Consider the following 23,479-nt stretch of genomic DNA (forward strand, 5'->3'; position numbering starts at 1 on the left):
ATCTATCGGGCGCCCGATGCGGAGCAGCCGCGCCCCGGCGACGGGACGCGGCTGGGCGGACGGCGCCGTGCTGCACTGCGGACGGCGCCGGGGCCTCGGGTACGGGTGGAGCACCCGCCGGGCGGAAGGCTCAGCGCAGGGCGTCGGCGACCTCGCGGGCGGCGTCCACCACCCGCGGGCCGACCCGCTCGGGCACGGCGTCGGCCAGCATCACCACGCCGACGCTCCCCTCCAGCCCGGTGATGCCCACCAGCGGGGCCGCGGCTCCGCTCGCGCCCGCTTCGAGCTCCCCGTGGGTCAGCGTGTAGCCGGGCTCGATCAGCGAGCCCTGCCGCGCGGCCAGGATGGCCCGGCCGGCCGCGCCGCGGTCCAGCGGGTGGCGGAAGCCGGCCCGGTAGGCGACGTGGTAGTCGGTCCAGGTCGGCTCGACGACGGCCACGGCCAGCGCCTCGGTGCCGTCGACGAGGGTCAGGTGCGCGGTGGCGCCGATGTCCTCGGCGAGGGACCGCAGCGCGGGCAGGGCCGCCTCGCGTACGAGCGGGTGCACCTGCCGCCCCAGCCGCAGCACGCCGAGTCCGACCCGGGCCCGGCCGCCGAGGTCGCGGCGGACCAGGGCGTGCTGCTCCAGGGTGGCCAGCAGGCGGTAGACCACGGTGCGGTTGACACCGAGGCGGTTGGAGAGCTCGGTGACAGTCAGACCGTGGTCGGTGTCGGCGAGCAGCTTGAGGACCCTGAGCCCTCGGTCGAGAGTCTGGGAGGTTTCCGCGGTCACGACGCCTCTCCCTCTTTCGGTGGCGGCGGTGACTCTCGCGGGGTGGAGCGCTGCCGGTCCCTCGGCGACGCACGGAGAGGCCGCCGGTAGCGGCCATGGCACCGGCTGCGCTCCCGCGGCGGCGCTGCCACGGGGCGTTCGATGCGGGGACAGTAGCGAGCGGGTCCGCTCAGCGGAAGTCCTCGTCCAGAATCCGGGCGCGTACTACCCCTTTATGACGGTTTCCGCAGGCCCGTCGGCGTCAATTCGTGATCGGCGGCGACCGGTTGGGTCCGTACGAAGCACCGCACGGACCCCCCGGTCACATCTGGAGAAACCACCCACGCCGGCCCGGCGGCTCAGCGCATGCGCGTGGCCCACTCCTGGACCTTCTTGATCCGCTCCCGCAGCTGCCCGGCCGTGGCCTCCGCGCTCGGGGGCCCGCCGCACACGCGGCGCAGCTCCGTGTGGATCACGCCGTGCGGCTTGCCGCTCTGGTGGACGTACGCCCCCACCATCGTGTTCAGCGACTTGCGCAGCTCCAGCAGCTCCTTGTGGGAGACCACCGGCCGCCGCTCCGCGGGCAGTTCCAGCAGGTCGGCCTCGGCGTCGGGCTTGCGGCGGCTGTGTGCGATCTGCCGCGACTGCCGCTTCTGGAGGAGCAGCTGCACCTGGTCGGGCTCCAGCAGCCCCGGGATGCCGAGGTAGTCCTGCTCCTCCTCGCTGCCCGGGTGGGCCTGCATGCCGAACTCGGCCCCGTCGTAGAGCACCCGGTCGAAGACGGCGTCGGACTCCAGCGCCTCGAAGGACATCTGCTCGTCCTCGCCGGTGTCCTCGTCCTCCTGGCGGTTCGCCTCCTCCATCTCCTTCTCGGACTCGGCGTACGGGTCCTCCTCGCCCTGCTTCTTCGGCCGGTCCAGGACGTGGTCGCGCTCGACCTCCATCTCGTTGGCGAAGCCGAGCAGGTAGGGGATCGTCGGAAGGAACACGGAGGCCGTCTCGCCACGTCTGCGCGAACGCACGAAACGTCCGACGGCCTGGGCGAAGAACAGCGGGGTCGAGATGGTCGTCGCGTACACGCCGACCGCGAGGCGCGGTACGTCGACGCCTTCGGACACCATCCGGACCGCGACCATCCAGCGGTCGTCGTTCCCGCTGAAGTCGTCGATCCGCTTCGAGGCGCCCGCGTCGTCGGAGAGCACGAGGGTCGCCTTGGTCCCGGTGATCTCGCGGATCAGCTTGGCGTACGCGCGCGCCGCGTCCTGGTCGGAGGCGATGACCAGGCCGCCCGCGTCGGGGATGCTCTTGCGCACCTCCGTCAGCCGCTGGTCGGCGGCGCGCAGCACGTTCGGCATCCATTCGCCGCGCGGGTCCAGCGCCGTGCGCCAGGCCTGCGAGATGGCGTCCTTGGTCATGGGCTCGCCGAGGCGGGCGGCGATCTCGTCGCCGGCCTTCGTCCGCCAGCGCATGTTGCCGCTGTAGGAGAGGAAGATCACCGGCCGGACGACGCCGTCGCCGAGGGCGTTCCCGTAGCCGTAGGTGTAGTCGGCGGAGGAGCGCCGGATCCCGTCGTTCCCCTCTTCATAGGTGACGAAGGGGATGGGGTTGGTGTCGGACCGGAAGGGCGTACCGGTCAGGGCCAGGCGGCGGGTCGCCGGGTCGAAGGCCTCCAGGCAGGCCTCGCCCCAGGACTTGGAGTCGCCGGCGTGGTGGATCTCGTCGAGGATGACCAGCGTCTTGCGCTGCTCGCAGCGGTTGCGGTGCAGCATCGGGCGGACGCCGACGCCCGCGTAGGTGACGGCGACGCCGTGGTACTCCTTGCTGAGCGGCCCGGCGGAGTAGTCGGGGTCCAGCCGGATGCCTATCCGGGCGGCGGCCTCGGCCCACTGCTTCTTCAGGTGCTCGGTGGGCGCGACGACGGTCACCTGCTGCACGACGTGGTGGTGCAGCAGCCAGGACGCCAGGGTCAGGGCGAAGGTCGTCTTGCCTGCGCCGGGCGTGGCCACCGCGAGGAAGTCGCGGGGCTGGGTCTGCAGATACCGGTCCAGCGCACCCTGCTGCCAGGCGCGCAGCTTGCTGGCGGTGCCCCACGGGGCACGGCCGGGGAAGGCGGGTGAGAGGTGGTGGGAGGCGGTAGTAGTCACGGTCTCCGGTTCGGGCTCTCGGCGGCGGTCGTACGTAGGACAACCGGGCCACCCTACCGGTGCGGGCCCGCCCCCCGAGGAGGGACAGGCCCGTGACCTCGACGGGTGCGGCGAGCGTCACACCGGGCGGGCCGGCGCCAGTTGCCGCAGCCGCCCGGCGACCCGTGCCACGTCGGCCTCCTGCCCGGACGCGACGTCGATCACCAGCGCGTAGGCGGTGTCCTGGTCGGCGTCGGCGAGGTCGATCCCGTTGACGGCGAGGAAGGTCGCGGCGGCGAGCCAGGCGGTCCGCTTGTTCCCGTCGACCAGGGGGTGGTTCGTCGCGATGCCGTGGAGGAGCGCGGCGGCCTGCTCGTACGGGTCCTCGTACGCGGGCGTCCCGAACATGCGCGCCCGCGGCCGGTGCACGGCGGACTCCAGCAGCCCGGGGGCGCGCAGCTCGACCGGCTGGTCCTGGGCGAGGCAGGCGTGCCGGGCGAGGTCGAGGACCTCGGCGAGGGTGAGGTGGCGGACTGCGGCGGCCCGGACCGTCCCGCTCATGCGCCGAGCCGCTTCAGGAGTCCGGCGTGCCGCTGCGCCAGGCGGGCGGCCTCGTCGCCGACGCGCGCCCGCTCCCGGCGCAGGTGCTCCCGCACGGCCGCGAGCGCCAGCTCCTCGGGGCTGGTTCCGGTGGCGTCGGCGAGGTCGTCGAGCTCGGCCCGCTCGGCGCCGGAAAGCGGGATGATCAACTGCTGCATGTCCTGACCCTAGCGGGCCGGGCCGGGGCTGCCCACTGGATTCGGGTCCTTGTCATGGAGCCGGGTGGCGACCCAGGCGCCGACGAGCGCGACGGCGGCCATCGGCAGGAAGACCACCACGAACGCGGCGGGGTGCGAGGCCGTCGCCCCCTCCCGGAGGGTGTGGGCGGCGCCCACCGCTCCCCCGCCGAGCGCGGCGAAGGCGGCCCCGCCCGCGGCCAGCAGCACCACGTTGGCCAGGGCGTCCGAGATCTGCAGGGCGGCGGAGTTGGCCCCCGCCTCCTCCGGCGCGGACAGCTTCAGCAGCAGCACGCTCGTCGAGCCGATCACCAGCCCCATCCCCAGGCATCCCAGCGCCCAGACCAGCGCCACCGTCCACACCGGCACCCACGGCACCAGCACCGCCGGCGCCCCCGCGATGGCGGCGGCCACCATCACCATCCCGCACACCATCAGCCGCTCCCGGTACGGCGCCATCCGCCCCTTGGACTGCACCCACGAGCCGCCCGCCCAGGTCACCCCGCCCAGCGCGAGCGAGAACCCGGCGAGCGTCGGGCTCAGTCCGCGCTGGGTGACCAGCATCAGCGGCACGAAGCTCTCCGCGGCGATGAACGAGCCGGCCGCGACCCCGCGCAGCAGCACCACCGAGGGCAGCCCGCGCCGCGCCAGGTAGGTCCCGCGCGGCAGCAGGCCGTTCCTGAACGCCACCGCGGGCACCAGCAGGGCCGCCCCGACGAGAGCCGGCAGCACCGACACCCACCGCAGGTCCTGGGCGGCGTACTGGAGCAGCCCCGCCCCGACGGAGATCCCGAGCGCCAGCCGGATCCGCCGCCCGTCGAAGGCGGCGGGCGGCGCGTCGGGGTCCACGGGGCCGGAGGCGGTCCGCCGTATCGCGGGCAGCGCGACCGCCAGCGGCACCACGACCAGCGCCGGAATCCCGAGGAACACCCACCGCCATCCGAGGTGTTCGGTCACCGTCCCGGAGGCCAGCGGTCCCACGATGGACGGCACGACCCAGCTCGCGGCGAAGGCGGCCATGATCGCCGGCCGCAGCCGCTCCTCGTAGGCCCGGCTGACGACGACGTACAGGGCGACGATCACCAGCCCGCCCCCGAAACCCTGCACGGCCCGCCCGAGCACGAACACCCCCATGACCCCGGCGGTCCCGCAGCACACCAGCCCGGCGGCGAAGGCCCCGATCCCGACGGTGAGCGGCCGCAACGGCCCCCGCCGGTCGGCCCACTGCCCGGAGAGCACCATGCCGAAGAGGCTGGTGGTGAAGTAGGCGGAGAACCCGAAGGCGTAGAGCCCGATCCCGTCGAGCTCGCGTGCGGCGACGGGCATGGCGGTGCCGACGGCGGTGGCCTCGAACGCGATGAGGAACACCACGGAGATGATCCCGACGCTGAGCGTCCGGTACGCGGACCCGAGGATCCCGCCCCCGGCCTGGGGCGGGACCGGCACGCTGCGCTGCGGAACGCGGGGTTCAAGGGCACTCATCGCCCCAGGGTAAGGCCCGTAGCCACAGGGCGCCCCTGTCATTTCGACGGACCCCCGCCTCGGCCGCCGGACCTAGGACCGCCCGGACTGTGAACGCGGCATGGCAGTCCCGTTGCAGCCCCCGCACCACCCTTCCGGCAGCCCCGGGCCCGCCGTAGCGTCATCCCCGGAAGCACCGCACGGCCGTGTGCCCGAGTGGTTGAGGGACTCGCCTGCAAAGCGAGTTACGCCGGTTCGATTCCGGTCACGGCCTCCACGGCAAGGCCGCCCAGACCAGGTCCGGGCGGCCTTTGCGTTTGACCGGAACCGCGGCGTTCTCGGTCCCGCGGACTCCCCGTGCCGCGGTCCCCGGATGCTAGGCAGCGCACCGAAGCTGCTCAGTGGCGAAGTCGTAGTAGTGCTTCATCAGCCCGGTGAACAACTGCCGCGGATTCCTGGGTTTTCCCGCTCCGGAGCCGTCATCGAGGCTGAGCTCCAGCTCGAAAGTCTCATCGGACCGCCTGCACGTGAGTGCGACCACCGCCCCGCCGTCCCAAACGAGCCCCTTCTTTCCGAAGCTGAGCTTGTCAGGATGCTGCTCCTGCTGGGTGTCCCAGAAGAAGTCCTGTCCCGCCGCCAGTCGCCATGCCCGGGCGTGGAACCGGATGTCCCCGTCCAGGAAGAGCGTGCACGATGTCCTCTTGTTGTCCTGCGAAAGCTCGAACATAGCAGGCGAGTCGTCCCGGACCCTTTTGCCCTGGCCCACCAGTGGGGCCACGTCGTCACTCTCAAAGACGCCCGCACCCCAGCAAACGCGTTCGGGCAGCGAAGCGGCCTCCTGTGCGGACTGCCCCGAGGAGCATGCGGACAGCAGCAGGCCTGCAGTCGTCGCGCCGACGACGAATCGGAGGAGCCTGCGGCAGGCCACGTCAGGATTTGCCTTTCCCGGAGGCCATGAGGTCGCGGCCGACCGAGTGGGCGGTCTTGGCCTCCTTTGACGCCACACCGGCAAGGTCGTTCATATCGGTCTGACTGATGTCCGACCCTCGGGCCGCGTTGCGGACAGCGGTTGCCGCGGATTCACCAGCCGCCGTCTGCGCCCTGGCGTAGTCGGCAATCACCCCCTTTTCCGTCTTGCCCATCTTCTTGGCTACGTCTTCCTTCGCGCCGTCGACAACTGCCTCAGTGATGTCCTCCTGGAGCCATTCCACGACATCACCGGCCACTGGAACCATCTCCAGGTACTTGCTGCCGGCCATGCTGATACCGCGATTGACCCATTTGGCGGTGTCCTCGACGCCCTTGACGTACTCCTCGTTGGTGTGTGCAGCTTCACCGAGCGTGCCTTGGGCCCGGGCCTCGGAGAGCATGCCTGCGATCTGACCGCCGGGGTTCACGGCATTCGCGATGGCCGCGTCCAGCTCGCGGTGCTGGGCGCGGTGCTCGATGACATCGCTGACCAGCGCCGTGGTGTAAGCCTGCTGGGCGTTGGTGATCGCCCCGTACGCCTCGGGGTCCTGGGCCACTGCACCGAGGAACCGGGCCATCTGGGACTTTTCGAAGTCGGCCCGGTCGCCGAAGGTCTTGATCTGGTGGCCGCCGTTCTCGGCTGCGGCCTGCAGGTCAGGCATGTACTCGGCAGCCATCTGCCCGAAGTGGCCGACCAGTCCGGCCAGGGGGGCCGGGGGGTCGCTGTCGTCGCCGCCGGGAGCCTTCACGACCAGTTCCGGATCGTCTCCGAGCTTGGCCACGACACGTTCCATGACGGCCGCCATCTCCTTGGTGTGCGGGACGGGCTTCGCGTCCGCGTCACCCGTCACGCGGCCCGAGACCGCCGCCTCCAGGGCGTTGCCGAGGGCGTCCTGCGCCGGATGGGCCGCGCCGGTCCTCGTGATGTCGAAGCCGTCCATGTAGGGCTTCTTGTCGAGCATGTAGTCGACCATGCCCTGCGCCTTGCCGTGCTGCCCGCCGACCGCTTTGTCGGCCTTCGTGACGATGCCGTCGCCGTTAATGTCCTCACGCACCGGCTCGTTGAAGAATGCCGTCGCCGCGTCCGGGTTGTTGTTCAACGCCTCCATCAGGCCCGTCAGCGGGTAGAAGCCCCTGCCGCCCTCGGCCCCGTGGTTGAGGCTCATGTTCAGGTCCTGCGGCGCTCCGTACTCCCAGGCCTTCGGATCCTTGCGGTCCATCGCGACCATGTCGCGGCCGACCGCCGTCAGGAACTCCTTGTCGTACGTCCCCTCCCGCAGCAGCGAGCCCAGCGCCTGGTAGCCGTAGACCTTCGTCATCAGCCCGACGTCGATCTCCTTGCGGCCCGCCTTCATCAGCTGGGTCGTCCAAGCGGCATCAAGGTGGTTCGGGACGTCCTTGTGGGTCGCGAGACCCAGCATCGCACCGAGATCGCTCTGGATGTTCCCGACCATCAGCGCCCGGTCCCTGCCCGCCGCACCGAGGCCGGTCGCGTCCAGGGACATCTTCGAGTAGGCCTCCAGCGTGCCCTCTGGGCCCATCTGGCGGTAGAAGCCGGTGGCGAACTCGGGGTCGTTGCGGTTGTCGTCGAGGAGGTCTTCCAGCTGACGCAACGCCTCGGGGTTGCGTGCCGTCCCTCCCTCGCCGGAGACCTTCTTCATCAGGTCCGCCGCACGGTCCACCTGCTCGGCGTCGAGTGTCGTGTACTTCGGGGCGGTGAAGTTGTTGTCGTCCGTCACGTTCGCCTGGAGTACGCGCACCAGCGAGTCGTCGGCGTCCTGGGCATCCTCGACTGCCCGGTTGACCCGTTCCTGCCACAGGCTCCGGTTCTTGCGCAGCGACTCCTGGTAATCCGGGTCGTGCTGGGCGGCGTACTGGTCCTTCGGATCGGCGAACGGGACGGCGCTGACCCGCCCCGTCTCGTCGATCCGGAATCCCGATGCCGACGCCTCTTCGGCCAGCTTCTTGAGCGTGTCCTGGGCGGCCTTGATGGTGGCGTGCCCGTCGGTGAGAACCAGGTGGACGCCCTTCGCCTCCTTGGCGGCGTCCTCGAACTCCTTGGCCGTCTTGTCGATGAACGACCGTGCGACACCTGCCGTGACGCCGTTCCACTCCGCCTTGTCGGCCTTGGCCTTCATTCCGTTGCGGGCCGCCTCGGCAAGCTCGTCCAGCTTCTTGACCATCGCAGCCCAGTCGCCGATGGCCGTCTGGAGCTTGCCCAAGGGAGCGTTCATCACGTTCTCGTACGTCAGCACGTGCTCTCCTGCGTCTTCCGCTACTTGAGGAGTCCGTCGATCTTGGAAGCGGTGAACTCGGCGTAGAGGGTCTTCTCCTCCTTGGCGTGGGAGGCCACGGAGTAGTTGAGTCCGTTGGAGATGTTCGCGCAGGCGGCGATGAGGGTCTTGAGCTGGCTTTCCCAGCGGGTGTTCACCTTGAGGAGGGCCGCCCCGCTGGCGAAGTTCTCCTTCGTGAGCGCATTCGCCGCTTCGGAGGTGGCGGTGGCGGCGTGCTTGCCGTCCGTTTGCAGGCGGGAGTGGAGCTTGTACGCCTCGGTGCCGATGGCGCCGATGTGGTCCTGGTTGAGCTCCAGGTCGCCGCTGCCGGCGCCGCCGCTGCCGCTGCCTCCGGGGTCGGCGGGGACGTGGTTGAGCCGCATGGAGACGTTGGCCGCGGCGGTGGCCCGGGCGGCGGACCATTCCTCGTCGAACGACATCGCGTGCTCGTCTCCTTCCGTACTACCCCGGTACGCGTGGTGACGGCTCGGCTCGGCTCGGCGCCGTCGTTCTCGCGACCGCTGGGGGTCGCGAGGGCGGACGACACCGTAGCCGACGGGGTCGGTTCGCTCGACGTCTGCGCAGGGAGACCGGGGGCGGAAGGATGCAATTGAAGCCACCCGGGGGTGGGGGTGCAGGAGGCACGCACGGGTGGTGGCGCTGTTGGCGTGCACGCTGCGCCGAGAGTGGGACGCTTTCCGGACAAGATGAGGATCACCCCGCCGGGACCGAGCGGAGGTGACGGGGGCCGACCAGGCCCCCGCCCCGGTCAGCGGTTCCGGCGAACGACCACTGCGACCACGGCCCCACCGATGATCACGCAGGCACCCAGCCCGAGGGCGATCCAGGGCAGGTTGCTGCCTCCGCCGTCGTTCTTGGCCGCGGCCTGAGGGGCGCTGGATTCCGGCTTCTTGCCGTCGGCCGACGGGGCGGGCGAGTTCTTGGCGTCGGCGGCGGCCAGGTCGGGGAGCGGGTACACGTCCGCGGGGCCGGGGTCGCCGGGAGTCGGCAGCGCGACCTTGGGCCGCACGATGCCGTAACCGAGGTAGTCGTTCCTCTCCTTACCGTCGTCGGCCTTGCCGGCGGTGTTCAGGAGGACACGGAGGACCTGGTTGTTGGTCCAGTCGGGGTGGGCGGACCAGAGGAGAGCGGCGGAGGCGGACGCGAGGGCCGTCGCATCACTCGTGCCGTGTGACTTACAGACTTCCGTCTCGCCCGCACAGGCAGTGAAGATGTCTATGCCTGGAGCCGAAAGGTCCACTTGAGCACCGTGCTGGGACTCTGCAGTCGCCTCACCGTTGGGCCCCACGGCTGCCACACCGACTACACCTGGCGTAGCAGCGGGGTAGAGAACCTGATTGGTGGTGTCGCCGGCATTTCCGACACCCGCGAAAATCAGCTTACCTTTGGAAAGGGCGTATTTGACCGCCTCAAGCCGAGCCGGGTCATCCTTGGACCTGACCATCGAGATATTGATGACTTTAGCTTCCGAGTCCGCCGCGTACCTGATCGCTTCGGTCCATGAAGGGCTCGTTTCGTTGTATTCGTGAGGAACGCGAATCGGGAGGATTTTCGCGCCAGGCGCAAGGCCGAAGGCGCCGTCCCCACTCGGGTGCTTGCCGGAGCCAGCGATTATCGCAGCCATCGTCGTGCCGTGTTTGTCATAGTCGGTGCGCTCATCGCCCTCGTACGACGTGGCAAAGTCCTTACCTGGCAGAACCTGGCCTTCCAGCTCCGGAACACGGGCGACGCCACTGTCAATGACAGCGACTGTTACCCCCTTACCCGTGGTGATCTTCCAGATGTCTTCGGCCTTCATGGCATCCAAATGCCACTGCTTGGACCGAATCGTCTCGGCATAGGCCGGGGTCGCGGCGACCCCGGCCAGCAGGAGGCCCACCAGGGCCGAGGTCGCCTTGCGCATGCGCATCCCGTGCAATGTCCGTTCTGCTCAGTCGATCACCGGCGGGACAACGCGATCGTTGCCCTGCCAGGTCTCTTCGTCCTCGGTCAGGTAGTCGGGGCGCTCGCCCTCACGCTGCTCACGCCGACCTGCCGGCGTATGGGTCCCCGCACCAGCGTGCCCCATCCCGCCGCGGGCCGGTCCCGTCCCGGAGCCGTTGCGCACGAGACCCGAACCGCCCTGGGTGAAGGGCTGACCGCCGGTGACCGGACGGCCGACCGCGCCCGGCTGGCGACCACCGACAACACCGCCCGGCTCCATGGCCAGCCGACGCCCCATCGTGGAGCCGCTCTGGCCCCCGTGGGGACCACTGCCTCCGCCAGGGTGCATGCCATTGGCCATGCCGCGACCGGGCTGCGAGCCGCCTTCGTGACCGATGACAGTGCCGCGCGGGATACCCTGCGTGGGTCCACCGGTGGTTACCTGGCGACCACCGACGATCCCGGTGTCACGCGGGAGTACAGGCGAAAGACCCCCGGTCTTCCCTCCGGGAGGTGCCAGAGACGGGAGCTTGCTGAGAGGGCCCCCACCACCGGGCAGCGTCGGTCCACTCATCGGGGGAAACGTCATGGGCGGCAACGGTCCAACCGGGGTGGGACCGGCCGGAACGGGAGCGGGGCCGGTGGGCAGGCTGACGACCGGAGGGACGGTCTTGTCCGGCAGGGTCCCCACGTGGTCGAGGTCCACGTCCACATTGTGGTCCGGGATGACGGGGACCGGCGCAGGTCCGGTGGTCGCGGGCGGCGTGGGGTTCGGCTGATGGCCGGGCGCCCATCCGGGCTCGTTGGACGGTCCATCGCTCCGCGGAGCCGACGCCACGTACGAGGGGCTGCCGGATCCGGATGTACTTGTGTAACCGCCTCCGGAGCGTCCTACGTACTCATCGCCGGAGACACCCGTCGGCTGGAACGGTTCCGGCGGCGGAGGGAACGTCGGGACTTCGACCTTGCCCATCTGCGTAGACGACTGGTCGTACGACCCAGCGAGCTTCGTCAGGCCGTCGACGGCCTTCTGGTGGTCGCTGTTCAGCTTGGCGCTGGCGATCTGGCCGAGCTTGGCCGAGTCCGGGTCGTTGTGGAACTGCTTGGCAGCCGCCAGGTTCTCCGCCATGGCCGTGTCGTACGAGGGCATGTTCTTCTTGACCTCGACCATGGTCTGGGCGGCCTCGGTCATCCACTTGCCGCCCGCGGCGCTGTACTCGCCCAGGCGCAGCGTCGCGTTGCCGGCCTGGGTCGTCCACTCCTCGAACTTGGTGGCGGCCTCGCCCTCCCAGCCCTTCACCTTGTGCTTCTTGAGGGCCTCGCCGATCTCCTTGATCGTGGCGGCGGCCTCCGTCAGTTGGGTGCCGCGGGTCTTCACCGTCTCCGGGTCGAGGGTGGCGACCATCGCGAGCAGCTGCTGGTGAGTGAACCCTTCGAAATTCGTCGCCATCAGATCTTGCCCTTCGGCTTGTGCTCGGCGTCCTTCTTCTGCTTCGCCATGGGGTCGCGCTCGGGGACGTAGTCCTTCTCCGCCTGGCGGACGATGGCCCGCATCCGGGCGCGCGTCTCCTCGTCGACACCCTCGTAGCCCTTGCCGGACGTCAGGATCGCGATGCCCAGCGCCTCGATCTGGCCCGCCAAGCCCTTGGACAAGTTCTGCAACTGTTCATGAACCGTCGAATACGTCTTGAAGAGGGCGTCGGCTTCGGCGAAGCCCTTGCCCAGGGAACCTGCCGGGAGGGTGCCGTGGGCCAGCTTCTTGTCGTCCGCCGGGGAGTCGCCGAGCTTCTTGAGCAGCTCGTCGACCACCTTCTTGTAGCCCTTGAACGTCTCGAAGTCGACCTCAAGTGCCTTCGCCTGCGCCATGATCGCTGCCGACAAATCCGTCGGACTGGCGATCAGTCCCGCCAGGCCCGACGCCTGCTCCTCTGCCACGATGGCCTCCCCGAATCCCCGTCATCCCCGTGGGCGCGGCGTTTCCGCCCTGCGCCCCGTCCCCGTTCGCACCCGTACGCACTCGAACGTACCCGCACGTAACACGTCCTACCGATCACTTTAGCGACCGCCACCGACAGTCCCAACCTCGGGGTTGCACGTGCAATGCGGGTCACACGCTCACGAGTTGGGCGCCGCCACCGCCGATGACGGCCTGATCGGGAGCCGGTTCACCGGGCGGCCCGTGGCCGCGCGTACTGCCGAGGCTACCGCCGCCGGCGTCGTCACCACAGGCACCGCGCTCGCCGCCTTCGCGCCGAACGGGGCCACCACGTCGCGTTCTTCGACCAGTTTGACGATGCGGACCGCCGGGGCGTCCAGTGACGTCGGCAGGGCGTAGCCCGTCAGGTCGGGGTGGCGGATCAGGCCCGAGGCCGAGCGGAGGTTCTCCGTCAGGGCCGCGCCCACGCCCTGGGTGACGCCCGCTTCGATACGGGCCTCCAACTGGCGGGGGTTGAGGACGCGGCCCACGTCCTGGGCCACCGCCAGCTCCACCACCCTGACCGAGCCCAGTTCGATGTCCACGTCGACCACCGCGCGGATCGCGCAGAAGGCCAGGCCCACGAAGGCGTCGCCCTGGCCGTCCGCATCCAGCGGTTCCGTGGGGTGGGGGCGGCACTGGGCCGTGGCCCAGAGTTCCTTGCCCGCCATGGCCTCCGCGACCGTCGTCGAGAACGCGCCGTCGTACGACGTGATCCGGCCGTCCTGGATCTGGAGGAGTTCCGTCGACATGCCCAGCTTGTGTGCCATGGGCTGGAGGAGCTGGGTACGGACCATCTTCGCGGCCCGTTCGACCGCGCCTCCCGACACCCACGTGTGGCGGCCGTGCGCCGACGGGCCCGCCGGCGGCTGGTCCGTGTCGACCGGGGCCGTCACCACCTCGTCCACGCCCAGGACCTCCTGGACGATCTGGCGGGCGAGGGTGGCGAAGCCCTGGCCGGTGTCGACCGCCGCGCAGATCACGGTGGCGGCTCCGTCGACCACCTTGACCGTGGCCGTCGACACCTCGTCCGTGCCCTCCGCGCCGAGCATGTGGACCATGCCGACGCCGTACCCGACGCCGCGCCGCACCGCGCCCGGCTCGCCCGCGCCCTCCGGGCCGCCCGGCAGGAGCCACTCGTCCTCCGGGGCGTCCTTGGGCAGGGAGGGCAGCTCGAAGTCGCGTACCGCGCGGAGCAGTTCGGCCACCGGGGCCGGGCAGGTGACCGTCTGGCCGGTGGGGAGCAGGTCGCCGGTGGCCAGTACGTTGCGCAGGCGCAGTTCGGCGCCGTCGATGCCGAGGGCGGCCGCGAGCTTGTCCATCTGGCCCTCGTACGCCGCGCAGACCTGCATGGCGCCCTCGCCGCGGACGTGGCCGGACGGCGGGTTGTTCGTACGGACCGCCCAGCCCTCGACGAAGGCGTGCGGGACGACGTACGGGCCGCAGGCGAAGGCCACCGCCGCCGCCAGGGACTCGGCGGAGGAGTCCGCGTAGGCGCCGGCGTCCATCAGGATCTGGGCCTCCACCTTGACCAGGCGGCCCTCCGCGTCCGCGTGGTGGCGGTAGCGCAGCAGCGTCGGGTGGCGGTGGGTGTGGCCGAGGAAGGACTCCTCGCGGGTGGCCGCGAGTTTGACCGGGTGGCCCGTACGGAGGGCGAGCAGGCCCAGCGGGAGCTGGAAGGCCGCGTCCTCGCGGTCGGCGGTGGCCCCGGGCACGCCGGTGACCACGACGCGGACGCGGTCGGGCTCCAGCCCGAAGCAGGCAGCGGCCAGGTCGCGGTCCAGGTGCGGGTCGGTGGAGGCGGTGTAGATCTCCACGCCGCCGTCGGGGCGCGGCACGGCCAGGCCGGCCTCGGCTCCGATGGGCGCCGGGTCCTGGCGGCCGATGCGGTAGAGGCCCTCGACGACGACCTCGCCGGTGGCCTCCGGGTCACCGTAGCGAAGCGGGATGTGCCGGATCAGGTTGCCGTCCGGGTGGAGGGGCGGGGCGCCGAAGGACTGCTCGGGGTCGGTGACGGCGTCGAGGAGTTCGTACTCCACCGCGATGGCGGCCGCGGCGAGGCGGGCCGTGTCCGGGTGGTCGGCGGCGACGGCGGCGATGGGTTCGCCGTGGTGGCGCACGACGTCGTGGGCGAAGACCGGCCGGTCGGCGATCCGGCGGCCGTGGGTGCTCGCGCCGGGGATGTCGGCGTGGGTGACGACGGCCCGCACGCCGGGCATCTCGGCGGCGGCCGAGGTGTCGACGGACACGATGCGGGCGTGGGCGTGCGGGGAGCGCAGCACGGCGGCCCAGAGCAGGCCCTCGGCCCACAGGTCGGCGGCGTAGGGGAAGGTGCCCTCGGCCTTGGCGCGGGTGTCGGCGGCCGGGACGGAGACGCCGATCCCGCGCAGGACCTCCTGCTCCCCCGCCTCCGCGACCGCGGCGGCCGCCGCCCCGGTCGACACCGTCACCGTCGCCGTCCCCGTCGCCGTGGCCGCGTCGTGCCCGCTCACGCCATGCCTCCGTTGTGGTGGGTCCCGTGGGGCCCGTCGGTCCCGTGCGCCCCCGGCATCCCGTGGACACCGCCCTCGCCGGGCGACGCCTGGTGCGGGATGTGCGGCAGGTGCGGGGGGTGCGGGGTGTGCGATTCGGCCGCTGCTGCCGCCGCCGCTGCCGCCTGCTGCGCATCGGCGGCGCCGGCCGCCTCCCGCTCGGCGACGACCTCGCGCACGGCCTCGATGACGCCCTTGTAGCCGGAGCAGCGGCACAGGTTCCCGCACAGGGCCTGGCGGGTCTCCAGCTCGCTCGGGGCGTGGTTGCCCTCCAGCAGGTCGTGGATGGTCATGGCCATGCCGGGCACGCAGAACCCGCACTGCACCGCACCCGACCTGCACAACGCCTGCTGCACGTCCGAGAGTTCCCCGCCGCTCGCGAGCCCCTCGACCGTACGGACCTCGCTGCCGGCGGCCGTCGCGGCCGGCACGAGGCAGGAGGCGACGAGCCGGCCGTCGACCTGCACGGCGCAGGCGCCGCACTCGCCCTGCGAGCAGCCGTCCTTGGCGCCGGCGAGGCCGAGGCGCTCGCGCAGCACGTAGAGGAGGGATTCGCCGATCCAGGCGCCGGTGACGGGGCGGTCGGCGCCGTTGACGCGCAGGACGTAGGAAGCCAGCGGGTGCTCGTGATGGGCGACGGCGGCGGCTTCCGGCTGGTTTTCGTACGTCGCCTCCTCGCCCGGGAAACCTTCGGGGGTCCCCGCACCCGCCGCCGCCACGGCGCCGTCCGCGGTACCCGCACCCGGCGCGGGCGCGGCCGCGTCTTCGCCGGAGCCGGGGAGGGAGGCTTCGGCGAAGCCGTGCCCCTCCGCCCCGGCAGGTTCCGCCGCGCCACCGCCCTGCCCGTGCCCGGAGGCGCTGAAGCCGTGCCCGAGGGTCCCCCCGGCCTCCGCGAAGCCGCCCGCGTACGCGGGGTCGGCCCCGCCCGCCGGAGCCTCGCCGCCCGCTTCGCCCCCGCCGTCGGGCACCGGGGCGGGATCCGCCCCGGCGACCACCGCGGGGCCGGGAACCGCTCCGGCCGCGGCGTCCTCGGCCGGGGTCTCGGCCTGCTCCGCCCCGGGGTGCGGCCGCTCCCCCGCAGCCGGCATCGCCGCCGGGCCGTGAGCGGCCTCGATGTCGTGCGGAGCCGCAGCCACGGGCTCCGGCTCGGGCCCGGCCGAAGCCGAGGTCACAGCGGAAGCCGAAGCCGAGGTCACAGCGGAAGCCCCAGCGGAAGCGCCAGCGGCACCGGAAGCCCCAGCCGCACCGGGAGCCGAAGCCGCGGCCCCGGCCACCCCGCCCTCCTGGTCGGGTCCGTCCGCAGCCGAAGCGGCGACCGCAGCCACCGCGGCCGGCTCCGGCAGGGTGCCCACGCCCGGCCCGCCCAGCACCCGCGGCCCGCGCCCCGGAGCAGCGACCCCGGCGGCGCCGGCCCCCGCGGCGCCGACCCCGGGGCCGCCGAGCAGCCGCAGGCCCGCGCCCGAGGTGGCCGGGCCGGCCGGGTCGGCCTGCGCGTCCGGAAGCACGCCGGAGCTCAGCGGGGCATCGGCGCGCGCCTTCTCGAAGTCGGGGTGCGCGGCCCAGGGGGCCGCCGCGCCGCCCGGCAGGGTCGCCGGGGCCTGGCTCCAGTCCGCCGTCGGCACGCTGGGGCGGAACTCGCCCGTCTGCTCGGACAGTTCCGGCAGGGTCCACTGCCCGGTCGCCACCGGCTCGGGCTCCTGCACCGCCTCCGGGAACCGCCAGGCGGCGGTGGCGCCGGGATCGTGCTCGGCCTCGGCGGGGGCCGTACCACCGGCCGGGTCCGCGAACGACGCGGCCACCGACGCGGGGATCGGGACCGACGCCGGGATCGGCCCGCCGAGCGGAGCCGGAGAGGCCGCACCGGCCGCGGGAGCCGCGCCTGCGCCCTGGGGCGCGCCCTCGCCCGCCTCCGGCCACTGCACGCCCGGAATCGTCCAGGTGCCCGTGGCCGCGGGGTCGGTACTGGCGCCGGAGCCGAGCGGCACGATCATCGGCGGCGGCACGTAGCCGTGCCCGGGGGCGGCGAGCGGCTCCCCGGTGCCGAGCGCGTCCAGCATGTCCTGCGGCAGCTTGACGAAGGCCGTCGCTTCGGAGTCGAAGTCACCGCCGTGCGGGACCGGCTCCCAGCCCCAGCCGGAACCGCCCTGGCCGCCCTGGTCCCCGTAGGCCCCCTGGTCCCCGTAGGCGCCCTGGTCCCCGTAGGCCCCCTGGACTCCGTAAGCGCCCTGGCCGCCCTGGTCTCCGTAGCCGCCCTGACCGCCCTGGCCCTCGATACCGCCCGCGGCCCCCGCGTCCTCCGTCGTACCGCTCACGTTCTCGTTCTCGTTCCCGCTCATGAGGTCAGCGCCCTCCCCAGGGCCCTCCGTGCCAGCACGGCCACCGTCCGCCGCAGATGCAGTACCCCGGGAGCCACCGGTTCCCCCTGGTCGGGGACGCAGGCGGCCGCGACGTACTCGCCGAAGGCCTCCAGCGCCTCGGGGGCCAGGTTCCGCTCCCCGTCCCAGTCGATCAACGAGGCCACCCACTGCTCGGCTTCCAGGGGCCGCAGCGGCATCGGGGCGACCGCGCCGATCGCGCAGCGCACGCCCCGGCGCGCCGGGTCCAGCACGAGCCCCACGGACGCCACCGCGCGCCCCGGCCCCGTACGGCCGGTGGCCTTCAGGAACACCTGCGGGGCGTGCAGCAGCGGCACCCGGACGAAGCCGATCAGTTCCCCGGGCCGCAGCATCTCGCGGCCGGCCAGCAGGTAGGAGACCGGGATCTCCCGCTGCGAGCCACCCGGGCCGACGACGAGGAGCACGGCCTCCAGCGCGGCCAGGACGGGCAGCGCGTCGCCCGTCGGCGCGGCGCTGGCGATGTTGCCGCCGAGCGTGCCCGCGTTGCGGATCTGCGGCGGTCCGGCGGCCCGGGCGGCCGCGGCGAGCGCGGGGATCAGGGCGGCGAAGTCCGGGCGCCCCATCCGGGCGTGGGTCAGGCCGGCGCCGAGCAGGGCATGGCCGTCCTGGTACTGCCAGCCGCGGATCTCGTTGATCCGGCCGAGGCCCACCAGAGCGGCGGGCCGCAGCTGACCGGCGTTGACGGCGGCCATGAGGTCGGTGCCACCGGCGACGGGCACGGCCGCGGGCATGGCGGTGAGCGCCGCCACCGCCTCGTCGAGCGAGGTCGGCAGCATCACGGACGGCGCCGCCTGCGGGCCCTGAGCCCCCTGAGAAGAATGCGGTCCGTGCACTGCGTGCGGTGCGTGCGTGGTCAACCCAGCTGCCCCTTCCCGATGTCCCGGTCCCGGCGCTCACGCCTGTCCGCCGTACGGTACGTGCTCACCGCCGGGACGTGGCAACTCTGGCACATCTTCCCCACCTCCCGGCGCGAGGGTCCGGCCTCCCGGCGCGAGGGTCCGGCGGGCGCCCCCGGGAGCTCCCATCCGTCCGGTTCGCCCCGTATGCACCACCTACCCTTCATATCCGAGACATCCCGCCCATTCCGTATGGGAGGAAACACCTGAATCAGGTGAATGGCCGTGATCTGCACCAGAGTTCCGCCCCGGCGCCGCGCACCCCCCGACGTGGACCGCGCCCCCCAAACCCGGCGACGTGACCCCCAGGCCGCACACCGTCCGGCTCACACCACGGGCGGCACGCCTTCGATCGGCCGCCCGAGCACCCCCGGCCGCCGCTGCCAGGGCAACGGGCCGCCCGGCGGGCGGTATTCGACGCCGAGCGCGTCCAACCGCCGGTAGTGCCCGGCCATCCGGGTCTCGAAGCCGGCGTAGTCGCGCGAGGCCGGCTCCGGCAGGCGCGACCACACCGTCTCGGCGAAGGCGGCCAGCCGCGGGAACACCTGGTAGTCGACGCGGCTCCGGTTCTCCATCACCTCGGTCCACACGTTGGCCTGGGCGCCCAGCACATGGGCGGCCGCCCGGGCCGGCAGCCCGGGCGGCACCGGTTCAAAGCGGTAGACGTCCTCCAGGGAGCGCACGTAGCCGATCGGCACCGGCTCGTCGGGGCCGCCCGCCTGACGGTGGTCCAGGTAGACCTGCTGCTCGGGGCACATCACCACGTCGTGTCCGGCCCGCGCGGCGGCGATCCCGCCCGCGTAGCCGCGCCAGGAGGACACCGCGGCCCCCGGGGCGAGTCCGCCCTCCAGGATCTCGTCCCAGCCGATCAGGCGCCGGCCGCGCCGGGCGAGCCAGGTGTCGAAGTGCCGGATGAACCAGGACCGGAGCCCTTCCTCGCCCGCCACCCCGAGTTCGCGGATCCGCGCCTGGGCGCGCGCCGAGGCGTGCCACTGCGTCGTGGGGCATTCGTCGCCGCCGACGTGCACGAACGGCGAGACCTCCGGCGGGAACAGCTCCAGCAGCTCCTCGAACACGCCCTCGTAGAAGCGCAGCACGGCCTCGGTCGGCGCGAGCACGTTCTCGCTGATCCCCCAGTCGTCCCACACCCCCAGTGCCGTGGTGTCGACCACGTCTGTGTTCCCCAGTTCGGGGTACGCGGCGATCGCCGCCTGGGAGTGCCCCGGCAGGTCGATCTCCGGGACCACCCGCACGTGCCGTTCGGCGGCGTAGGCGACGATCTCGCGGATGTCGTCCTGGGTGTAGAAGCCGCCGTGCGGGGTCTCGTTCCACAGCGGTGAGGCCCGGTGGCCCCAGCGGCTGCGGGGCCGCCAGGCGCCGACTCCGGTCAGCCGGGGGTGGCGCTTGATCTCGACGCGCCAGCCCTGGTCGTCCGTCAGGTGCAGGTGCAGCACGTTCAGCTTGTGGGCGGTGAGCAGGTCGATGGCGCGCAGTACGCCGTCCTTGGGCAGGAAGTGCCGGGCCACGTCGAGCATGAGCCCGCGCCAGCCGAAGCGGGGGCCGTCCGCGACCGTCCCGTACGGCAGGGTCCACACCCGGCCGCCCCGCCCGCCCAGCGGCGCCCGCCGGTGGGCGTCGGGGCCCAGCAGTTGACGCAGGGTCTGGGCGGCCCAGAACAGCCCTGCGGCGTCGGCGCCGGCCAGTTCCACGCCCGTGGCGTCGACCGTGATGCGGTGGCCCTCGGGCCCCTGCCGTGCGAGGCCCTCCGGGTCGAGGCGCAGCCGGATGTCCGCGGCGGCTCCCGGGCCGGCCTCGGGGAGGTCCCAGCCGGTGGCCGCGCCGAGCTCCCGGCGCAGCCAGCGCGCGGTGCCTCCGGCGCCGGGGCCGGTGGCGAGGAGGGGCCTCGGCCCGAAGGCGTACGGGGGCGCGTCCTCGCGGAGGTCGACGGTCTGGGGCAGCGGGATCAGGTCCATGCGGCGGGGCCCTTCGCGACGGGCGGCGAACGGGGGCGGGCGGGACGTTGCACGCTGCACGACGCCCGTTCCGCACCGTGCGCGCGTCACCGGCCGACCCTAGTACGCACGAGGCCCCCGGGGTACGCCCGTGCGCACCCCGGGGGCCTCGGTCCCGCATGCCGGCGGGCCCTCCGGCCGACCGGAGAAGCCGGTCAGCCGGTCAGCCGGTCAGCCGGTCAGCCGCCCGGACTAGTTGTCCTTGCCGCCCTTGTCCTTGTCCCCGCCGGGGCCCATGGACTCGTAGATCTCCTTGCACATGGGGCAGACGGGGTACTTCTTCGGGTCCCGGCCCGGCACCCACACCTTGCCGCAGAGCGCGACGACGGGGGTCCCGTCGAGGGCGCTCGCCATGATCTTGTCCTTCTGGACGTAGTGGGCGAAGCGCTCGTGGTCGCCGTCGCCGTGGGACACCTGCGGCGTCGGCTCTACGAGGGTCCCCGTACCAGTCCCGCGCTCGGGCTCAAGAGTGCTCATAAAAGCCAGGGTACCGACCCCCGGGCGGGTCAGTTGAGCAACGGGTCGTCCGGATAGGTGGCGACCATCGCGAGCTCGCTGCGCTGGCGGCGCAGTACGGCCCGCCACAGCCGTTCGGGGTCGGGAAAGGACACGTCGCCGGGCTCCGACTCCACCACGTACCAGGCGCCCTCGCCCAGCTCGGTCTCCAGCTGCCCGGGGCCCCAGCCGGAGTACCCGGCGAAGATGCGCAGCGAGCCCAGGGCCGATGCCAGCAGCTCCGGCGGGGCCTCCAGGTCCACCAGGCCGATCGCGCCGTGGACGCGGCGCCACCCGATCGGCCCCTCCTCGCCCGGGATGACCGCCACCCCCAGGGCGGAGTCCAGTCCCACCGGGCCGCCCTGGAAGACCACGCCCGGATCGCCGGCCAGGGTCGCCCACGGCAGCAGGATGTCGCCGACGCCCACCGGGGTGGGCCGGTTGAGGACCACGCCGAGCGAGCCCTGCTCGTCGTGGTCGAGCAGGAGCACCACCGCGCGGTCGAAATTCGGGTCCGCGAGGGCGGGGGTGGCCACGAGCAGCCGCCCTGTGAGGGAGGACACCTCGGTCATGGCGCCATGATCTCGCACATTCCCCCTTGAGGGGGAGCCCGGGAGGAGATCGGTTCGTGCGCGGCCCCGGGGCGCACGGCAGCAGACGGGAGCGCGCGGCGCCGGATCACACGGATGCCGTACGGGCGTCTGCACGGGCGCTGCACGGCAGCGACACGCGAACGACACACGCGGCACGGCCGACTTGCCCGGAACGCGACACTCCGCCATGGGGTGCGCACTCAGGGTGTTGTGGCTGATCCATGACAGTTCCCCGGCCGCGTCGGCCTTACGGAACGGGGGGTCGTGCCCCTTACCCTTTTCCCCTGGCCCCTGCCCACCATCCCCCTGGCCACCGCCGGGAGGACCCCCTCCGGAACGCGAGATTCATGACCGGCACAGACAGTGACGACGTTCTGCTTGTCCATGGCGGTACCCCGCTTGAGGGCGAGATCCGTGTCCGCGGTGCGAAGAACCTCGTGCCCAAGGCCATGGTCGCCGCTCTGCTCGGCAGCGAACCCAGCCGGCTCCGCAATGTCCCCGACATCCGCGACGTCCGGGTCGTCCGCGGCCTGCTCCAGCTGCACGGCGTGACCGTACGCCCGGGCGAGGAGCCGGGCGAGCTGGTGCTCGACCCGACGCACGTCGAGAGCGCGAACGTCGCCGACATCGACGCCCACGCGGGCTCGTCCCGCATCCCGATCCTCTTCTGCGGCCCGCTGCTGCACCGCCTCGGCCACGCCTTCATCCCGGGCCTCGGCGGCTGCGACATCGGCGGCCGGCCCATCGACTTCCACTTCGACGTGCTGCGCCAGTTCGGTGCGACCATCGAGAAGCGGGAGGACGGCCAGTACCTGGAGGCGCCGCAGCGGCTCCGGGGCTGCAAGATCCGCCTGCCGTACCCGTCGGTCGGTTCGACCGAACAGGTGCTTCTGACGGCCGTTCTGGCCGAGGGCGTGACCGAACTCAGCAACGCCGCCGTGGAACCGGAGATCGAGGACCTCATCTGCGTCCTGCAGAAGATGGGCGCCATCATCTCCATGGACACCGACCGGACCATCCGGATCACCGGTGTGGACCGCCTGGGCGGCTACAACCACAAGGCGCTCCCGGACCGCCTGGAGGCCGCCTCCTGGGCGTCCGCCGCGCTGGCGACCGGCGGCAACATCTACGTCCGCGGGGCGCAGCAGCGCTCGATGATGACCTTCCTCAACACCTACCGCAAGGTGGGCGGCGCGTTCGAGATCGACGACGAGGGCATCCGCTTCTGGCACCCGGGCGGTCCGCTCAACGCGATCGCGCTGGAGACGGACGTGCACCCCGGCTTCCAGACCGACTGGCAGCAGCCGCTGGTCGTGGCGCTGACGCAGGCCGCGGGCCTGTCCATCGTCCACGAGACGGTCTACGAGTCCCGTCTGGGATTCACCTCGGCGCTCAACCAGATGGGCGCGCACATCCAGCTGTACCGCGAGTGCCTGGGCGGCTCCGCCTGCCGCTTCGGCCAGCGCAACTTCCTGCACTCGGCGGTCGTCTCCGGCCCCACCAAGCTGCAGGGCGCCGATCTGGTGATCCCGGACCTGCGCGGCGGGTTCTCGTACCTGATCGCGGCGCTGGCGGCCGAGGGCACCTCTCGCGTCCACGGCATCGACCTGATCAACCGCGGCTACGAGAACTTCATGGAGAAGCTCGTGGAGCTGGGGGCCAAGGTCGAGCTCCCGGGCGGCGATCTGGTCTGAGCAGGGCGTCCAGGGCCCCTGAGGGGCCCTGGACAGGCCGAAGGGCGGCCACCCCGGTGGGGTGGCCGCCCTCCTGCTTTCGTGCGCGCTGCGCGGCGGGACGCGTACGGCGTGACGCGCGTGGCGTGACGGTACGGCTGCCGCTGCGTACTGCTGCCGTCCCGGGGGCTGTGCGGCCCCCGGCACAAGGGCGACTACTTGCCCTTGGCGGCTTCCTTGAGCTTGGAGCCCGCGGAGACCTTCACGCTGAAGCCGGCCGGGATCTGGATGGGGTCGCCGGTCTGCGGGTTGCGTGCGGTGCGAGCGGCACGGTGGGTGCGCTCGAAGGTCAGGAAGCCGGGGATGGTGACCTTCTCGTCGCCCTTGGCGACGACCTCACCGATGGTCTCGGCGAGGGCGGCCAGAACGGCGTCGGCGTCCTTGCGGGTCACCTCGGCGCGCTCGGACAGAGCGGCCACCAGCTCACTGCGGTTCATGTTGTACTCCCGTGTTCAACTTGCCATAGAGGCGTGAGATCGAAGCCGATGCTGCCAGGGCCCTCGGACAGTCCCCGGACCCGGGTCTGAACGTCAGACCCTCTCGCCCGGTTA

General features: G+C 72.3%; 19 protein-coding genes and 1 tRNA gene. 2 read left to right on the forward strand and 18 right to left on the reverse strand.

The window, feature by feature from the left end; translation table 11 throughout:
• Positions 1 to 130: 130 nt before the first annotated feature.
• The 5 genes from ABZ128_RS08420 to ABZ128_RS08440 all read right to left on the reverse strand — a co-directional run bounded on the left by ABZ128_RS08420 (position 131) and on the right by ABZ128_RS08440 (position 5,132).
• The gene (locus tag ABZ128_RS08420; RefSeq protein ID WP_007264382.1) at positions 131 to 772 is read right to left on the reverse strand and encodes a helix-turn-helix domain-containing protein; all 642 of its coding nucleotides are present in this window, start codon (positions 770 to 772) and stop codon (positions 131 to 133) included.
• Between the two features lie 338 nt (positions 773 to 1,110).
• Positions 1,111 to 2,895 (reverse strand): DEAD/DEAH box helicase, encoded by a 1,785-nt coding sequence (locus ABZ128_RS08425; protein WP_356846873.1) that lies wholly within the window; start codon positions 2,893 to 2,895, stop codon positions 1,111 to 1,113.
• A gap of 117 nt (positions 2,896 to 3,012) precedes the next feature.
• Positions 3,013 to 3,435: a type II toxin-antitoxin system death-on-curing family toxin gene (locus tag ABZ128_RS08430; protein WP_356846875.1), complete on the reverse strand. Its 423-nt coding sequence runs from the start codon at positions 3,433 to 3,435 to the stop codon at positions 3,013 to 3,015.
• A complete protein-coding gene (locus ABZ128_RS08435) occupies positions 3,432 to 3,632 on the reverse strand; it encodes a hypothetical protein (protein WP_356846877.1) in 201 nt (66 codons plus the stop codon). Before ABZ128_RS08435 ends, ABZ128_RS08430 begins: the two co-directional genes overlap by 4 nt.
• Positions 3,633 to 3,641: 9 nt before the next feature.
• Positions 3,642 to 5,132, reverse strand: a complete 1,491-nt coding sequence (locus ABZ128_RS08440; RefSeq protein ID WP_356846878.1) for an MFS transporter — start codon at positions 5,130 to 5,132, stop codon at positions 3,642 to 3,644.
• Positions 5,133 to 5,313: 181 nt separating this feature from the next.
• Here ABZ128_RS08440 and ABZ128_RS08445 point away from each other — a divergent pair.
• Positions 5,314 to 5,388 (forward strand) — tRNA-Cys (locus ABZ128_RS08445).
• 99 nt (positions 5,389 to 5,487) lie between these two features.
• Here ABZ128_RS08445 and ABZ128_RS08450 read toward each other — a convergent pair.
• The 12 genes from ABZ128_RS08450 to ABZ128_RS08505 all read right to left on the reverse strand — a co-directional run bounded on the left by ABZ128_RS08450 (position 5,488) and on the right by ABZ128_RS08505 (position 21,174).
• Positions 5,488 to 6,039 carry a hypothetical protein gene (locus ABZ128_RS08450; protein ID WP_356846880.1) on the reverse strand — a complete coding sequence of 184 codons (552 nt, stop codon included), beginning with the start codon at positions 6,037 to 6,039 and terminating at the stop codon, positions 5,488 to 5,490.
• Between the two features lies 1 nt (position 6,040).
• Positions 6,041 to 8,335: a hypothetical protein gene (locus tag ABZ128_RS08455; protein WP_356846882.1), complete on the reverse strand. Its 2,295-nt coding sequence runs from the start codon at positions 8,333 to 8,335 to the stop codon at positions 6,041 to 6,043.
• Between the two features lie 20 nt (positions 8,336 to 8,355).
• Complete coding sequence (locus tag ABZ128_RS08460) at positions 8,356 to 8,793, reverse strand: hypothetical protein (protein ID WP_356846883.1); 438 nt, start codon at positions 8,791 to 8,793, stop codon at positions 8,356 to 8,358.
• 329 nt (positions 8,794 to 9,122) lie between these two features.
• Positions 9,123 to 10,283, reverse strand: coding sequence for a type VII secretion-associated serine protease mycosin (gene mycP, locus ABZ128_RS08465; RefSeq protein ID WP_356846885.1), 1,161 nt, complete (start codon positions 10,281 to 10,283; stop codon positions 9,123 to 9,125).
• Positions 10,284 to 10,304: 21 nt separating this feature from the next.
• Entirely contained in the window at positions 10,305 to 11,747 is a 1,443-nt protein-coding gene (locus ABZ128_RS08470) for a hypothetical protein (protein WP_356846886.1), read from the reverse strand.
• Positions 11,747 to 12,232 carry a DUF2563 family protein gene (locus ABZ128_RS08475; protein ID WP_356846888.1) on the reverse strand — a complete coding sequence of 162 codons (486 nt, stop codon included), beginning with the start codon at positions 12,230 to 12,232 and terminating at the stop codon, positions 11,747 to 11,749. Before ABZ128_RS08475 ends, ABZ128_RS08470 begins: the two co-directional genes overlap by 1 nt.
• 180 nt (positions 12,233 to 12,412) lie before the next feature.
• Entirely contained in the window at positions 12,413 to 14,716 is a 2,304-nt protein-coding gene (locus ABZ128_RS08480; protein WP_356846955.1) for a xanthine dehydrogenase family protein molybdopterin-binding subunit, read from the reverse strand.
• A 44-nt stretch (positions 14,717 to 14,760) separates the two neighbouring features.
• Positions 14,761 to 17,139, reverse strand: a complete 2,379-nt coding sequence (locus ABZ128_RS08485; protein ID WP_356846890.1) for a (2Fe-2S)-binding protein — start codon at positions 17,137 to 17,139, stop codon at positions 14,761 to 14,763.
• Positions 17,136 to 17,975, reverse strand: a complete 840-nt coding sequence (locus ABZ128_RS08490; protein WP_356846956.1) for an FAD binding domain-containing protein — start codon at positions 17,973 to 17,975, stop codon at positions 17,136 to 17,138. The genes ABZ128_RS08485 and ABZ128_RS08490 overlap by 4 nt, the downstream gene beginning before the upstream one ends.
• Positions 17,976 to 18,421: 446 nt before the next feature.
• The gene (locus tag ABZ128_RS08495) at positions 18,422 to 20,068 is read right to left on the reverse strand and encodes a beta-N-acetylhexosaminidase (protein ID WP_356846891.1); all 1,647 of its coding nucleotides are present in this window, start codon (positions 20,066 to 20,068) and stop codon (positions 18,422 to 18,424) included.
• A 231-nt stretch (positions 20,069 to 20,299) separates the two neighbouring features.
• Positions 20,300 to 20,584: a DUF3039 domain-containing protein gene (locus ABZ128_RS08500; protein WP_215018346.1), complete on the reverse strand. Its 285-nt coding sequence runs from the start codon at positions 20,582 to 20,584 to the stop codon at positions 20,300 to 20,302.
• A gap of 29 nt (positions 20,585 to 20,613) precedes the next feature.
• Complete coding sequence (locus ABZ128_RS08505) at positions 20,614 to 21,174, reverse strand: YqgE/AlgH family protein (protein WP_356846892.1); 561 nt, start codon at positions 21,172 to 21,174, stop codon at positions 20,614 to 20,616.
• A gap of 368 nt (positions 21,175 to 21,542) precedes the next feature.
• Here ABZ128_RS08505 and murA point away from each other — a divergent pair, with 368 nt between their 5' ends.
• Positions 21,543 to 22,889 (forward strand): UDP-N-acetylglucosamine 1-carboxyvinyltransferase, encoded by a 1,347-nt coding sequence (gene murA, locus ABZ128_RS08510; protein WP_356846893.1) that lies wholly within the window; start codon positions 21,543 to 21,545, stop codon positions 22,887 to 22,889.
• A gap of 194 nt (positions 22,890 to 23,083) precedes the next feature.
• Here murA and ABZ128_RS08515 read toward each other — a convergent pair whose 3' ends face one another.
• The gene (locus ABZ128_RS08515; RefSeq protein ID WP_008743457.1) at positions 23,084 to 23,365 is read right to left on the reverse strand and encodes an HU family DNA-binding protein; all 282 of its coding nucleotides are present in this window, start codon (positions 23,363 to 23,365) and stop codon (positions 23,084 to 23,086) included.
• Positions 23,366 to 23,479: the final 114 nt, after the last annotated feature.

Origin of the sequence: Streptomyces sp. NPDC006326, assembly GCF_040612915.1 — a bacterium.
Classification (GTDB): domain Bacteria; phylum Actinomycetota; class Actinomycetes; order Streptomycetales; family Streptomycetaceae; genus Streptomyces.

What these genes read in the sequence shown, in the direction of transcription:
- ABZ128_RS08430 (WP_356846875.1), bottom strand. Translation starts at nt 3,435, where the DNA reads ATGAGCGGGACGGTCCGGGCCGCCGCAGTCCGCCACCTCACCCTCGCC.
- ABZ128_RS08435 (WP_356846877.1), bottom strand. Translation starts at nt 3,632, where the DNA reads ATGCAGCAGTTGATCATCCCGCTTTCCGGCGCCGAGCGGGCCGAGCTC.
- ABZ128_RS08440 (WP_356846878.1), bottom strand. Translation starts at nt 5,132, where the DNA reads ATGAGTGCCCTTGAACCCCGCGTTCCGCAGCGCAGCGTGCCGGTCCCG.
- ABZ128_RS08460 (WP_356846883.1), bottom strand. Translation starts at nt 8,793, where the DNA reads ATGTCGTTCGACGAGGAATGGTCCGCCGCCCGGGCCACCGCCGCGGCC.
- mycP (WP_356846885.1), bottom strand. Translation starts at nt 10,283, where the DNA reads ATGCGCATGCGCAAGGCGACCTCGGCCCTGGTGGGCCTCCTGCTGGCC.
- ABZ128_RS08470 (WP_356846886.1), bottom strand. Translation starts at nt 11,747, where the DNA reads ATGGCGACGAATTTCGAAGGGTTCACTCACCAGCAGCTGCTCGCGATG.
- ABZ128_RS08485 (WP_356846890.1), bottom strand. Translation starts at nt 17,139, where the DNA reads ATGAGCGGGAACGAGAACGAGAACGTGAGCGGTACGACGGAGGACGCG.
- ABZ128_RS08490 (WP_356846956.1), bottom strand. Translation starts at nt 17,975, where the DNA reads ATGCTGCCGACCTCGCTCGACGAGGCGGTGGCGGCGCTCACCGCCATG.
- ABZ128_RS08495 (WP_356846891.1), bottom strand. Translation starts at nt 20,068, where the DNA reads ATGGACCTGATCCCGCTGCCCCAGACCGTCGACCTCCGCGAGGACGCG.
- ABZ128_RS08500 (WP_215018346.1), bottom strand. Translation starts at nt 20,584, where the DNA reads ATGAGCACTCTTGAGCCCGAGCGCGGGACTGGTACGGGGACCCTCGTA.
- ABZ128_RS08505 (WP_356846892.1), bottom strand. Translation starts at nt 21,174, where the DNA reads ATGACCGAGGTGTCCTCCCTCACAGGGCGGCTGCTCGTGGCCACCCCC.
- murA (WP_356846893.1), top strand. Translation starts at nt 21,543, where the DNA reads ATGACCGGCACAGACAGTGACGACGTTCTGCTTGTCCATGGCGGTACC.
- ABZ128_RS08515 (WP_008743457.1), bottom strand. Translation starts at nt 23,365, where the DNA reads ATGAACCGCAGTGAGCTGGTGGCCGCTCTGTCCGAGCGCGCCGAGGTG.